Here is a 13,777-nt window from a genome sequence, read left to right as displayed (position 1 = left end):
ATAAGTATGGAAACCGACATTTTTGGGCAAAGGGTTATTATGTAAGTACAGTGGGTTTAAATACAAAAGTGGTAGAGGAATATATCAGGAATCAGGAAAAAGAAGACATGATTCAAGATAATTTATCGAAGAAAGAATATGTGGACCCCTTTAAGGGGTAAGCCACAGAGTTATTGTGCAGTTGTCAGTCTTTTCGCATGCCCCTTGAGGGGCATGTGAATTACTAGGCCCTTATAGGGCAGCCGAAAAACCGCACGTTTCACGTGCGGATTGTTATTTAGGTTGTTTTCCTTCACGCTGGTAGTTCGAGGCTGACCGCACTTTCATCACCGACCAAGACATTTTGTTTGGCTTTGTTCAGCGTCAGCTTGAGATTAGGATTAGCGAAAACCAGCGGTGAGATTAAGGCGCCTTGTGTAGCCGGAAATCGGCTTTTATCGACATACGTTAAAATATCGCCTTGTTTAACCCGTTGGTATTTATCGATATTGGCTTTGAAGGCGGCGCTATTTTTCATCGAATTGAGTCCGATGTGGATTAAAACCTCCAGTCCGTCATCTCGGCGAATGATAAAGGCATGACCGCTGGGGAACGCCGCAATCACAATGCCGCTGAAAGGACTGACGACGACATCGCCGCTTAACTCAATGGCGAATCCTTCGCCGAGTGATTTATCGGAAAATGTGCTGTCCGGTACGTCCTCCAACGGCAGCAATAATCCTGACATCGGCACGATAAAGTTTTTTTCTTGCTTTTCCATGATAACTCCTCATTTGTTTCTGTAATTCGGTGTTTATTTCAGTGAATTTATTCAGTGGGCTTATTCCGTGAACCTATTTTCTGAACTTACTGTTGAGCCGCATATTCCATTTGTTTCCTGCGCAGATTTAAAACATTGCTCATTTCATCGCGCACGCTGTCCAAGCGGTAGAAATACATTAAGCCGATAACCAAAAGGCAAATCACCAACGGAATCCAAATAAAGCATATTTCAATGCTTAACAACGCGGATTCGGATTGTTGTACATTGGGTTGGTAGCCGCCGGATTTTAAGATCCAGCCGATCAACGCACCGGCAACGCCCATGCCGAATTTGACGAAGAAACCTTGTAAGTCGGCGATCATGCCGGAAATGCTGCGGTTTTTTTGATATTCGGAATAATCAATCACATCGGGCTGAATGGCAAAGGTGACGCCAAAGATGCCGTACATGCCTAAGCCGGTGATGGCGAGACTGAGGATTAATAATAGTGCGGAGTCTTTACCGATATAGAACAACAGATCGCCGATAATATAGACTACGGCGCAAGCCATGATGAGCGTGCGTTGCGGAAATCTTTTTTGTAAACGGGGCAGCAGGAATAAGATCGGCAAGCCGGACAGGATCCCGAAGAAGCCGACAACGGTGAGCCAGTCGGTGCGTTCCAGATTATAGGTGAAATAGTAAATCACCGAGGTGTTACGCATCACATACAGTCCGAAATAGAGGAAATTGACCAACACCAAGATCCATGTTTGACCGGTGATGCCTCTGAAATCGTCCCAAACTGAACTGTTTTTCTCGCGTACGACCGTCGGCGGCACCACTTCTTGGGTTTGTGAAAAGGTGAAGAAGAAAATCAGCATAGCTAATACGCCATATAAGCTCATCGTGATCAGATAACCGCTTTTGTAATCCCCCTGCCCGAAGAAATCGACCAGCGGTTGGGTAATGCTCATTACCACGGCGGTTCCCAATAGTGCACAAACCATGCGGCTGGAAACCAGAATATTACGTTCATGCACATCGGCTGTCAGACGGGGTACAATCGTATTCAGCGGAATATTGACGACGGTGTATGCCAAAGACAGCATGATATAGGTGGCATAAGCCCAGGCAATTTTGCCGGCCGCGCCAAAATCGGGAACATAGAAGGTAAGTGCGGTGAAAATGGCAAAAGGCAAGGCGCCGATGATGAAATAGGGGCGACCTTGCCCCCAACGCGTGCGAGTACGATCGACGACCAGCCCCATCATGACATCGGTAAATGCATCGAGCAGTCGGGTGGAAAGCAGCATTGTGCCGACCACCGCCGCTTCGATACCGAATACGTCGGTATAAAAGAACATCAAATAGGACGCCATTGTGCCGAATACAAGATTACAACCGAAATCTCCGGAACCATAACCAATACGTTTAAGCCAACTGTTTTTCATAATCTGATCCTTATATAAAACGGGTTTTATTGTTGTTGCGCCAATGCGGACAGTGTCGCCATATCATTTTTTAAATGTTGATAAATGGATTTATACACTTGGTAATATTGGCTATACAGCGCATGGGCTTGCGGATTCGGCATGATTTTTTCGTCCAACAGCTGCCATTTTTGCACCTCTTCAAAGGTCAGTACGCCCGTCCCGACACCGGCTAAAATCACATCGCCTAAATTGGCTTCGGTGTCGTTTAACGGACAAACCACCGGATAGCTGGTGACATCGGCAAAAATTTGCTTCCACAGTTTGGATTTTGTCGCGCCGCCGGCGATGATGATATATTCCCCCAGATTTTCGCCGGTGGTTTCCATCGCTTGGCGCAGGGCGTAGGCGACCGCTTCCATAAACGCACGGAAGATATGGGCTTTGCTGTGGGTCAGCGATAAACCGACAATTGTGCCTTTGGCGTGGGAATCCCAAATCGGGCTGCGTTCGCCCATAAAATAAGGCAATACGACTAAGCCGCCGCTGCCGACCGGCACTTTTTCGGCCTGTCGGTTCAAAACGGTATAAACGCTGTCACCGCCCCGTTTCTCCTGTTCGATTTCCCAGTGGCACAAGGTGTCGCGAAACCATTTGATGATTGCGCCGGCGGTATTGGAACCGGCAAAGTTATAGCTTAATTTTTTGGCGTTATACAGATAAGGCCAGACGATCAATCCGTCGCTTTTCACCGGTTTTTCAGAAATCAACGCCGCACACATTGAAGTGCCGACGGTGGCGGAGTAGATATTGGGTTGGTAAATCCCCAAACCGATACTTGCCGCGCCGCAGTCGATTCCGGCGGCAATCACCGGTAAATCGAACGGTAAGCCTAATTCGTGCGAGGCTTCTCGGCTTAATGTGCCGACAATATCGGTGGATTCCACGATATTCTGCGGCATTTTATCCAATGGAATGCCCAGTGCTTGCGACATTTCTTGTGACCAAGTGCGGGTATTCATATCGAAAATGCCACCGATATTGCCTGCCGAAGAGTAATCAATTGCAATTTTGCCGGTCAGTTTATACATCACATAATTGTTCGGCGGCAGAAAAAGAGCGGTTTTTTGCCAATTGTCAGGTTCGTTGTTTTTTAACCACAACATTTTGGTAAAGCCGTAATAAGGATCGACACTGTTATAAGTGATTGCTTGCAGCCGTTCCAGATCGACATTCTCTTTGACCCACTGGGTTTCTTGCGCAGCGCGGCGATCCATCCAGATCATACAAGGGCGGATCGGATTCATTTCACTGTCTAACGGAATGCCCGAACCGCCGTACAGTCCGCTGATGGCAATCCCTTTTATTTGCTGAATATCAATACCGGCGTTTTGTACGGCTTTTTTGACGGCATTGGCGATAGAGCGTTTCGTCGCGTCCAGCCAGACGTCGGGCCACTGTTCCGCCCAAAGCGGTTTGGGCGTTAATACGCCGTATTCTTGCAGATCTTGTGCGATCAGATTGCCTTTGCAGTCCATTAAAATGGTTTTCGCGCCGGACGTGCCGATATCCGTACCTAATAAATAATTCATACCGTTCCCCTTTTATCCGTTATCAGAAACAAGTGAATGCGCCGTCAACCACAAAATCGGCGCCGGTGGTGAAGCTGCTGCTGTCGCCTGCCAAGTAGACGCAAATAGATTGCAGCTCTTCCGGTCTGCCTAGGCGGTGTAGCGGCGCCATGTCATTCCATGTTTTGATTAACGGTTGCAACTCTTTTGAATTGAGCGTCAGTTCGGTGCCGATGTAGCCCGGACTTAAACTGTTGACGCGAATATTGTGTTTCGCCCATTCAATTGCCAACGATTTGCTCAGCTGAATCACGCCGGCTTTGGAGGCGTTGTAGGCACACTGCGGCTGCGGCACGTTGACGATATGGGCGGACATTGAAGCGGTGGTGATAATCGAACCGCCCTTGCCTTGCTCAATCATCAATTTTCCTGCCGCTTGGGCGGTGAGGAAAACACCGGTTAAGTTGACGTTGATCACTTTTGACCACTGCTCGGCGCTCATCTCCTCCGCCGGAATATTCAGGCAGATTCCGGCATTACAGAAGGCTATATCCAATGATGAGAAATGTTGTTTAACCGCTTCAATCATACGATTAACGCTGGCTTGATCCGTCACATCGGTTTGCACGGCAAGGGTTTTGACGCCTTCCGTTTTCGCTATTTCTTCGGCGGTTTTTTGCGCTTCTTCGATATCCCAATCGGCAATTACCACATTCGCACCGGCTTGGGCAAAACCGAATGCAACGCTTTTGCCGATCCCTCTTGCACCTCCGGTGATAAAGGCGGTTTTTCCGTCTAATTTCATTTGCTCTAAAATTCCCATGATCCGATCCTCTTGTTATTGATTGGAAAGTGTTAATAAAATCAACTTATACAAAGTTAGTTTATTAAAGTTGATTTATGTTATTTCGCCTTTTAAATCTTGTCAAAGCGCTTTTTTAAAATTCACGGCAAACTACGATGTTTTATCCAAAAATGTGATAATGTTCACAAAGTCAAAGATTGCTTTATTCAAAAAAGCAAGAAATAGGTAGAGTGCTAAAACATGTCGGCGTTTACGTTCGGCGTTCGCATAAGCAAGCGAGGATAAATTCGAGTATGGTTGGGACAAAAAGAGGTTTTAAGAGGTGAATAAAGTCAATACCCCGTTAGATATCAAGCAAGGGAATTACCATAAAATTTATCAACTGTTTTTTACGCATGACAAGCTCTCCAAACCGGAGATCGCCCAGTTATTAAATTTGAGCCTGCCGACGGTGGTGAATAATATTAGCGGCTTGGAAAGCGAAGGAAAAATCAGGGTTCAAGGCTTTAATAAATCGCAAGGCGGCAGACCGGCAACAGCCTATCAATTAATTGACGATGCTTTTATTGCGATTGGCGTGGAAATTCAACAAAAAAGAGTAAAAACACTGGCGGTAAATTTAAAAGGCAATGTGATTGCGGTTGAGGAAAATATGTTGGCGTTTGCCGACAGCGATGAATATACCGTAAAACTTTGTCGGCTGATTAATCAATTTATTGACGGCTTGGGCTATGCTGAGCGGCAAATTTTAGGTATCGGCATCTCCATTCAGGCGATTACGAGCAAAGACGGCACAGCGGTTTTATACGGTAAAGTCGTGCCTTGCGAACGGTTTAATATCGAACGGTTGCAACCCTATTTAACCTATCCGTTAATGCTTTATCATGATGTGAAATGTGCGGCAAAAGCCGAATTATGGCAGGTAAAACATATTGATAACGCCATTTATGTTTCCATCAGCGAGCATTTGGGCGGAGCGATTATTCTGCATAACCAGATAGATTTGGGCAAAAACGGCTATTCCGGCGCGCTGGAACATTTGCAGTTGAGCAGCACCGGAAAACGTTGTTACTGCGGCAGAGTCGGTTGTATGGAAACCTACTGTTCCCTTGATGCGTTGTTGCGGTCGGAAGATGAAATCAACGATTTTTTCCAGCGCTTAAGAGAACAGGAAAATACAGCGCTTGAGCGCTGGCATCTCTTTTTGGATAAATTGGCGCAAGGACTGACGCATGTTTATTTATTGCTGGAGCGGGATATTATTCTCGGCGGCGAGATCTCGGAATATTTAATTGCAGCGGATCTTGTGTTATTGAAAGATAAAATAAAAGCACTGGCGCCGTTCCCGTTGGATAATCATTTTATCCGCATTGCCGCAGTGCGCAAAAACGCCTCGGCAATTGGCGCGGCATTGCCTTTTGTTTTGAATTATTTAGCGTGGAATGAAAATTAAACAAAAAATAAACCCATCGAATTCGATGGGTTTTTCATCTAATAAGGTCAGTTATTCACCGCCGCCACATTCGTTTCCATTGCGGGGGGATTTTTTTGTGATTTCATCACATATTGCAAACCTTGTTCCCGCACTTTTTGTGCGTTGCTCGGATCATTGAGCTGTTCATAGGTGTAAGCCGCCATAGTGAAGTCACTGGATTTCACCAAGTGCGGTGCTGCCAGCACATTGTTGAGATAGGTTTTCGCCGATTCGAATTCGTTGAGGCGAATGTCCAGATAGCCCAATGCGCGGTTGTAAGCCACTTTCAATTCATCGTCGTTTTCATTACGCAGCTGTTTTTCAAGGATTTTGATCAGCTTGCTGTCACTTTCCAATTGCAAGTGCGGTAGCTGTTGCAGTAATGCCAGACGGTCAGTTTTTCTATCGACTTTTTTGATGGTTTCCAATGCGATTTGATAAGCGGAATCGTGATCGTTGGCGGCGATTAAGCGTTTTACCATGCCGATTTTGGCGTAAATGTCGTTGTGACGTTTGCGCGGTTGTTCTTCCCACCACGCTAACAGCCCGTCTACGCCGTCTTCATTCAGTTTCTCATCTTGCAAGCCGTCTTCGATTTGTTGGCGTAGCTGATTCAGTTTTTCCGGCGTATAGTTCAGTTTGTTTTCAACCCGAGAGAACAGTTCGTCCAATGAAGTATAGGCTTTGGATTGTAGGTAGATTTCGATGGCCAAACGCAACACTTCCGGATTATACGGCGCTAATAACAGCAGGCTGTCGATGGAGCTGCGTGCCGCAGACAATTTGCCTTGCTGCAATAAGATACGGGTGCGGGCTAGCTCGACGATTAAATTATCATTGCCTGCCAGTTTGGTCGCTTCGATCAGATATTTGTTGGCGCTGAATTCATCGCCTTTCTGTTGTGCTGCCTCGGCCGCTTTAATAAAGTTTAATACCGGCTCGCTGGCGTGCTTGGCGTTTTTGCCGATTAATTTTTCCGCTTTGGCATAATCGCCTTCGTCCATTTTGATTAATCCGGCAAGGGTTTGTTTTTCCGCTTTCAGGCGTTTGCGGCGGGAAAACCAGCCGTAGGTGCTTTTGTTCAGGCTACAGAAACGGGAAATGGCCGCCTGAATTAAATACACCACCGCAAGGGATAGCACAAACAGGATAACCAAGGTCGGAATGGTCATTTCAATGTCATGGTTGGCGGTGGAAATCAATACATAGCCTTGTTTACCGGAAAGGTAAGGGCCGGCGACCAAACCCGCTAATAAAATCAGCATGAGAAAGAGTACTTTAAACATAATGGTAGCTCCTATTGTGCAGATTCGGTGGTTGGGGCAGGGGCGGTGTCAGTAGCATCGGGCACGGCTTCGGTTGCCCTGTTTTCTGGCGCAGCAGCCGGTGTTTCGCCTACCATGGCGGTATTGTCAGCGCGAGTATCTTCGGCAGTAACTTGCGCAGGCAGGTTGCTGTCGGTTTGCTCGGTGTTTTCCTCGGCATTGCTTGCCGGCGGATTGCTGTCTTGTGGTGCTGTTGTTGCCTCTTCCGCTTTTTGAGCCTCTTCTGCTTTTTGATTTGCTTCTTTTTCTTGTGCGGCTTTCGCTTTTGCCGCTTCGGAACTGGAGAATTGTTCTAAAGTGCGGTGATCACGATTCAATAGCGTACCGATTGCTTGCCAGGCACTTAGTTGTTGTGGCGCGTTGACATAGATCGATTGATCTTTCAACTGATCAACTTGTTGCAGGAATTGTTGTACCGAATAATCATCGGTGTCAAAGTAGCTGCGAATCCAACTGGCGACCGAATTGAGCGATTGTTTATAAACCTCGTTTTGCTGCCGGGGTACGGCGGACAGAGCAACCTGTAGGCTGAGGCGGATATTCTCTTTTAGAAAAATATCTTGATCCGGCGCTAAAAATTCAGGACGGTTCGGATCTTTTTTCCGCACTTGGATAAAGTGAGACAGGAAAGAAGAGGCGCTTTTTTCCAGATTCTCTTGCCAGTCGTCAATTGAGCTGCTGACTTCGTTGCTGGTTTTATTTGTCGGGTTCAATGCCAGCACTTTTAAGTTATCCACTTGCGAAACCAAGAGGCTGAGTTGCGACATAATCAAATCTTGGTCAACGTCATTGACGTTTTGCAGCTGAGTCAAATCGTTGCTGATAGCGGTTCGAATCGATAACGCTTGCGAGCTGGACACTTGTTGCAGGGTCTGGTTGGCCTCCTGCAATAGGGAAACCACCGTATCAATGTCATTGTCCAGCACCAATTTACGCTGTGCGTTGGTTAGCAGAAAATCAGCTTCCGACATCAACCAATCGTTCGGATCGGTTTTATTGTTAAAACTTAATTTATTCAATTGATTACGCAATTCGCCGTTTTCCGTTTTTTGCAGATCCAGAGCGGCGGTCAGTTGTTGGATTTCACGCTGCGTCTGTTGCTGCGCATTATCCTGCGCCTGCTGCAATGTGGCGAGCTGGCTTTCCAACGCGTGTTTTAGCGCTTCGCTATTGTCAACAGCCGCGCCTTGAACCGCACTTGCCGTTTGCTCCTGACCTTTCAGGTTACCCAATTCGGCTGATAATGCGGCAACTTGCTGCTGCACGGCAGTGAGTTGTTGATTGCCCCAAAAATAACCGCCGGCGCCGATTCCCAGCGCAATTAAAATTGCCAGCAGGGATAACCCTTTGCCGCCGGATTTGACCGGTGCCGGTTTATGCTCGTTTTTGCTATTGTCTGTTGCGGTTTCTGTTGTTTTTACGGACGCTTTTTCGGACATGTTGTTCTTCTCGGAAGTGTTGTTTTTTAGCGGTGCTTTTGGCGTAGTTTGATTTTTATCGGACGCCTTTTGATTATCAGCGGAAGCGGATTGCTTAGCTTGAGATTCTTTCACCGTCGATTTTTTGTCAACCGCACTTTTGTCAACCGCACTTTTGGCAGTCGATTTTCCACTAGCCATTTTTTCTGTAGCCGCTGCGGTGTCAGTGCCTGTTTTGCCGGACGGCGGCACAGTCGTCGGTTTTTGCTCTGGTTGCGTTTGATTACCGGAAATTGGGGTGTTTTTCTCGTTCATCTATCCTACCTCTGCTAATTCAATTCGTTTTTCAATGATAACAGCGTATCCAATATTGCAGCATTATCAGCGCGCACGGTTTGGCTGATATGTTGCCAACCGTACTCTTTGGCTAATCGGGTGATACGCGGGCTAATTGTAATTAAATGGCACTGTGTCAACCAATTATGGTCATTTTTTGGTACAAATTCCACCAAATAGCGCAAAATTTCCTGGCTGGTCACCACAATAGTGCTGATTCCGGCACGTTTCCAAACGCTGATTTGTTGAATATTATCATATTCTTTCGGAATTCGCTGATAACATTCGACAACTTCGACGCTTGCACCTCGTGCTTCGGCTTGTTGTCGAAACAGCTCACGGCCGCCGTTGCCGCGCAAAACCAGCACTTTTTTATTGTTCAAGTGCTGCATAAGCGGTAACGCGAGCAATCCTTCGCTGTTTTCATCGGGGTGCGGATAATACACCGGATTTTCACTCAATGCGGTGAAATATTCGGCACTCCGCCTGCCGACACTGAAATAATGCAGATCGGGACGCCAGTGCAGGCCGATATTGCTCAGCACTTGGTTGGCATAGCTGACGGCATTTTTAGATACGGCGAAAACGAATGCGCCGCTCGGCAAATTTTGCAACAAGGTCGGCAGCTGATTCAATTCACTGCCTTTTTCAATGCTGAATAACGGCGCATAAAGGGTGGCAAAACCATGTTGATTCAACAATTGGCAAAGCGCTTCTCCGTTCGGTTGCGGACGTGTGATCAAAATAGCCATCTGCTTTTTGCTCCGCTACGGATGATAAATCGCTTGTAGGATTTGCGCTGCACCTTGCGCCAGCAACTGTTGTGCCACCTCGATTCCCAACTGTTCCGCTTGCTCAGGCACGGCATGTCCTTCCGCGCGCAAAATTTGCGTTCCGTCGGTATTGGCAACCAGCGCTTTTAAATAGATTTGTCCGTCTTGCAGCTCGGCATAGCCGGCAATCGGCACTTGACAACCGCCTTGCAGGTGACGGTTCATGGCGCGTTCGGCAGTGACGCAGCAGGCAGTTTGCGGGTGCAAGAGCGGTTGTAGCAGTTGGTTGATTTCGTGATCGTCAAGGCGGGTTTCGATTCCGAGAGCGCCTTGCCCTGCCGCCGGCAGTGATTGGGTCGCACAAAGCGTGGAACGGATTCGTTGCTGCAAGCCGAGCCGTTTTAGGCCGGACGCTGCCAGGATAATTGCGTCATACTCGCCGTTATCTAATTTGGCCAAGCGTGTGCCGACATTGCCACGCAAGGAGTGGATTTGCAGATCGGGGCGCAAGGCTTTTAATTGCGCTTGACGGCGCAGACTCGAAGTGCCGACCACCGCACTTTGCGGCAGATCGTCAAGTGCGGTATAACGGTTGGAAACAAAGGCATCGCGCGGATCTTCCCGTTCGCAAATCACGCTTAATCCCAGCCCTTGTGGAAATTCCATCGGCACGTCTTTCATCGAATGTACCGCCAAATCGGCGCGGTTTTCCAGCAGTGCCAGCTCTAACTCTTTGACAAACAGCCCTTTGCCACCGATTTTTGCCAGCGGGGTATCCAAAATGATGTCGCCTTTGGTGACCATCGGGATCAGTTCAATGTTTAAGGCTGGGTAAAGGGTTTGCAGGCGTGCTTTAATAAATTCGGCCTGCCACATCGCCAGCGGACTTTGTCGGGTTGCAATTCTAATGGTTTTATTCATAATTTTTATATGGAAAAGCAGATTGGAATGCGCTAATCCTACCATTGTTGCCGTTGGTTGTCAGCGCAGAAGCGTTGATTCCGGCGGATTTAATCGTAAGAAAGCCCAAATTCGGGCGAAAAACCGCTAAATTATGCCGGTTGTGGTTTGAATGGAACGGAAAAAATGTGCGGTTAAATAATTGGAATAGATTATAATGAGCGCTGTGTTATAGTTATGACCGATTGACTTTTTCTTTTTTAATCGCCGTTATCTATTCGGCGCGGTTATTTTTTACTCATAATGTATAGGGGTTTGTTGTGAATATTCGGGATTTGGAATATTTGGTTGCATTATCGGAATATAAACATTTTCGTAAAGCGGCGGATGCGTGCCATGTCAGCCAGCCGACACTTAGCGGACAAATCCGTAAACTGGAAGACGAGCTGGGCATTTTATTGTTGGAACGCACCAGCCGCAAAGTCTTATTTACCCAATCAGGCATGTTGTTGGTGGATCAGGCGCGCAAAATTTTGTTGGAAGTGCAAATTTTCCGCGAAATGGCGAGTAATCAGGGCAAAGAGATGAGCGGGCCGCTGCATATCGGCGTGATCCCGACCTTGGGGCCGTATCTGCTGCCTTGTATGCTGCCGGTGCTGGAACAGGATTTTCCGGAATTGGAGTTGTATTTATATGAAGCGCAAACCCAAAATCTGCTGGAAAAACTGGAAATGGGGCAACTGGATTGTGCTATTTTGGCACAAGTGCCTGAAACGGCGAATTTTATTGAAGTGCCGATGTTTAAAGAAGAGATGATGCTGGCGGTGTCGCCGAAACACGAGTGGGCAAAAGAGCGGTCTTTAGCCTTAAGCGTGTTGAAAAATCATGAGATTTTGATGTTGGACGACGGCCATTGTCTGCGCGAACAGGCAATGGATTATTGCTTTACCGCCGGCGCACGCGAAAACAGCCATTTCCAGGCAACCAGTCTGGAAACGTTGCGCAATATGGTGGCAGCCAATACCGGCGTGACCCTGATGCCGAAGTTGGCAATTATCAATGAGGGCAATCGTCAGGGCGTCGAATATATTCCGTTCAGCGAGCCACGGCCGCACCGCGGTATCATTTTGGTTTATCGTCCCGGCTCACCATTACGCGCCCGCTATGAACGCATTGCCAAAATTATTCAGGCGGCGGTGATGCCGATGTTGTCTTAGGCATTCAGATAAACCTTGTTTCAGTTAAGTAATGGGAAAGTTTATGGCCGGAGTTCGTGCTCAACAAAAAGAAAAAACACGCCGTGCGTTGATTGATGCCGCTTTTAACCAATTGAGTGCGGAAAAAAGTTTTTCCAATCTGAGTCTGCGTGAAGTGGCGCGTGAGGCAGGGATTGCGCCGACGTCATTTTATCGCCATTTTCGCGATATGGACGAATTGGGCTTGACGATGGTAGATGAAGCCGGTTTGATTCTGCGTCAGTTGATGCGTCAGGCACGCAAACGGATTGAGCGCGGCGGCAGTGTGATTGTGATTTCGGTGGAAACCTTTTTTGAGTTTATCACCGAGCGACCGAATATGTTTCGCTTACTGCTGCGCGAAAGTTCCGGCACGTCGCAAGAGTTCCGCACCGCGGCGGCGCGTGAAATTCAGCATTTTGTGGCGGAATTGACCGAATATATTGACGTGCAGGGAAAAGATTCGCGTTATTTGGCTTATGTGCAGGCGGAAGGCATGGTAACCATTGTTTTTACCGCCGGCTCACATGCGTTGGATATGAACAATAAAGAGCGGGAAGCGTTAAAACAACGCCTGATTTTACAATTGCGCATGATTGCCAAAGGGGCGCTGAAAATCGTAGAAGAAAAAATGCAGCCGCCTTCGGCGTAATATTTCAATAGTGCGGCGGCGGTGTTTCTTCCGCTTGGGACGCAATATTCGACGGTTGCAGATCGACCAATTTTCTCGCCAATAACCGCACTTGCTGTTGCAGGCGGTCGATTATAAATTGTTGTTCGATCAACGACTGGTTCAAATCTTCGATAGTGCCTTCCTGAAAGGTTAATTTCATTTCCAGTTCGGTGATTTGTTGTTGCAGGTTATTAAATGATGGCATATTGATTTTTGTAAAAACTGACCCTATATAAAAAATGTACTTTAACCTATTCGGCATCAAATATATAGTATAAGATGATTCATCTAAACCACTCCAAACTATAAAGGGGAAAACAGAAATGTTAATCAAAAAGAAATTATCGGTTGTTGCGTTATTGATCGCAAGTGCGGTTTCAACGTCGGTCTTGGCAGCAGGCGAAACATTAAAGGATCCTAAATTCGTTGAAGAGTCATCTTACGCGCTTGGCGTGTTAATGGGCAAGAACATTCAACAAGTGGTTGATTCACAAAAAGATTTGATCGTTTACGACCAAGCGCAGATTATCGCAGGTTTACAACAAACCCTAGACGGCAAAAGCAAGTTGAATGATCAGCAATTGGAACAGCAATTGCGTCAGTTAGATCAAGAGTTGGGGGCGGTCGTTGCCAAGAAAGAAGCGCAGGCAGCACAAGAAAATGCCGACAAAGGCGCTGAATTCCGTAAAGAATATGCTAAAAAGGACGGGGTGAAAAGCATGCCGTCCGGTCTGCTGTATCGTATTGAGAAAGCAGGCGAAGGCGCACAGGTTGAACCGACCGATACGGTGAAAGTGCATTATCAGGGCAAATTGATTGACGGTGAAGTGTTTGACAGCTCGCTGCAACGCGGCGAACCGATTGAATTCCAACTTAACCAGCTGATCCCCGGTTGGATTGAAGGGATTCCGTTAATCAAAAAAGGGGGAAAAATCGAATTGGTTATTCCGCCGGAATTGGCTTACGGTGAACATGCAACCGGCAATATCCCGCCGAACTCCACGTTGGTATTCGATATTGAGTTGTTAGATGCGACCAAAGCGGCAGAGAAGCAATAATCAATCTAAAATAGAACGGACTACCGCTCAAGTG

Annotated in this window: 14 protein-coding genes; 5 read left to right on the top strand and 9 right to left on the bottom strand. The window is 47.2% G+C overall.

Annotated features, from left to right (window positions below; translation table 11 throughout):
* The coding region (locus B8880_RS07180) for a transposase (protein ID WP_208610893.1) at window positions 1-161 on the top strand (161 nt) is incomplete at its 5' end.
* 131 nt (window positions 162-292) lie between these two features.
* Here B8880_RS07180 and B8880_RS07175 read toward each other — a convergent pair.
* The 4 genes from B8880_RS07175 to B8880_RS07160 form a co-directional block, all read right to left on the bottom strand.
* Window positions 293-760, bottom strand: coding sequence for a PTS sugar transporter subunit IIA (locus tag B8880_RS07175; protein ID WP_084256932.1), 468 nt, complete (start codon window positions 758-760; stop codon window positions 293-295).
* An 86-nt stretch (window positions 761-846) separates the two neighbouring features.
* Window positions 847-2,196, bottom strand: coding sequence for a glycoside-pentoside-hexuronide (GPH):cation symporter (locus tag B8880_RS07170; RefSeq protein WP_084256931.1), 1,350 nt, complete (start codon window positions 2,194-2,196; stop codon window positions 847-849).
* Window positions 2,197-2,222: 26 nt separating this feature from the next.
* Window positions 2,223-3,767 carry an FGGY-family carbohydrate kinase gene (locus B8880_RS07165; protein ID WP_084256930.1) on the bottom strand — a complete coding sequence of 515 codons (1,545 nt, stop codon included), beginning with the start codon at window positions 3,765-3,767 and terminating at the stop codon, window positions 2,223-2,225.
* Window positions 3,768-3,789: 22 nt separating this feature from the next.
* Window positions 3,790-4,569: an SDR family oxidoreductase gene (locus B8880_RS07160; RefSeq protein ID WP_084256929.1), complete on the bottom strand. Its 780-nt coding sequence runs from the start codon at window positions 4,567-4,569 to the stop codon at window positions 3,790-3,792.
* 304 nt (window positions 4,570-4,873) lie between these two features.
* Between B8880_RS07160 and B8880_RS07155 the strand changes: the two genes are divergently transcribed.
* A complete protein-coding gene (locus tag B8880_RS07155) occupies window positions 4,874-6,004 on the top strand; it encodes an ROK family protein (RefSeq protein ID WP_084256928.1) in 1,131 nt (376 codons plus the stop codon).
* 47 nt (window positions 6,005-6,051) lie between these two features.
* On the opposite strand, the gene B8880_RS07150 is transcribed toward B8880_RS07155, so the two are convergent.
* The 4 genes from B8880_RS07150 to hemC are packed head-to-tail and all read right to left on the bottom strand — an operon-like array spanning window position 6,052 to window position 10,798.
* On the bottom strand, window positions 6,052-7,311 hold the full coding sequence (locus tag B8880_RS07150) for a heme biosynthesis HemY N-terminal domain-containing protein (RefSeq protein ID WP_084256927.1): 1,260 nt from the start codon (window positions 7,309-7,311) through the stop codon (window positions 6,052-6,054).
* A gap of 11 nt (window positions 7,312-7,322) precedes the next feature.
* Entirely contained in the window at window positions 7,323-9,083 is a 1,761-nt protein-coding gene (locus B8880_RS07145) for a uroporphyrinogen-III C-methyltransferase (protein ID WP_084256926.1), read from the bottom strand.
* Between the two features lie 14 nt (window positions 9,084-9,097).
* Window positions 9,098-9,856, bottom strand: coding sequence for a uroporphyrinogen-III synthase (locus B8880_RS07140; RefSeq protein WP_084256925.1), 759 nt, complete (start codon window positions 9,854-9,856; stop codon window positions 9,098-9,100).
* A 15-nt stretch (window positions 9,857-9,871) separates the two neighbouring features.
* Complete coding sequence (hemC, locus tag B8880_RS07135; protein WP_084256943.1) at window positions 9,872-10,798, bottom strand: hydroxymethylbilane synthase; 927 nt, start codon at window positions 10,796-10,798, stop codon at window positions 9,872-9,874.
* A gap of 299 nt (window positions 10,799-11,097) precedes the next feature.
* Here hemC and oxyR point away from each other — a divergent pair, with 299 nt between their 5' ends.
* Both oxyR and fabR read left to right on the top strand, forming a co-directional pair.
* On the top strand, window positions 11,098-11,994 hold the full coding sequence (gene oxyR, locus B8880_RS07130; RefSeq protein ID WP_084256924.1) for a DNA-binding transcriptional regulator OxyR: 897 nt from the start codon (window positions 11,098-11,100) through the stop codon (window positions 11,992-11,994).
* A gap of 43 nt (window positions 11,995-12,037) precedes the next feature.
* A complete protein-coding gene (fabR, locus tag B8880_RS07125; RefSeq protein ID WP_084256923.1) occupies window positions 12,038-12,664 on the top strand; it encodes an HTH-type transcriptional repressor FabR in 627 nt (208 codons plus the stop codon).
* A 4-nt stretch (window positions 12,665-12,668) separates the two neighbouring features.
* Here the strand turns inward: fabR and B8880_RS07120 are convergent, their stop codons facing one another.
* Window positions 12,669-12,890, bottom strand: a complete 222-nt coding sequence (locus B8880_RS07120; RefSeq protein ID WP_084256922.1) for a SlyX family protein — start codon at window positions 12,888-12,890, stop codon at window positions 12,669-12,671.
* Window positions 12,891-13,008: 118 nt separating this feature from the next.
* Between B8880_RS07120 and fkpA the strand changes: the two genes are divergently transcribed.
* On the top strand, window positions 13,009-13,743 hold the full coding sequence (gene fkpA / locus B8880_RS07115) for an FKBP-type peptidyl-prolyl cis-trans isomerase (RefSeq protein WP_084256921.1): 735 nt from the start codon (window positions 13,009-13,011) through the stop codon (window positions 13,741-13,743).
* The last annotated feature ends 34 nt before the right edge of the window (window positions 13,744-13,777 follow it).

Origin of the sequence: Pasteurella testudinis DSM 23072, from assembly GCF_900176075.1 — a bacterium.
GTDB lineage: Bacteria > Pseudomonadota > Gammaproteobacteria > Enterobacterales > Pasteurellaceae > Chelonobacter > Chelonobacter testudinis.
Note: the sequence above shows the minus strand (reverse complement) of the source record. Positions and strands in the feature narration are given on the sequence as shown.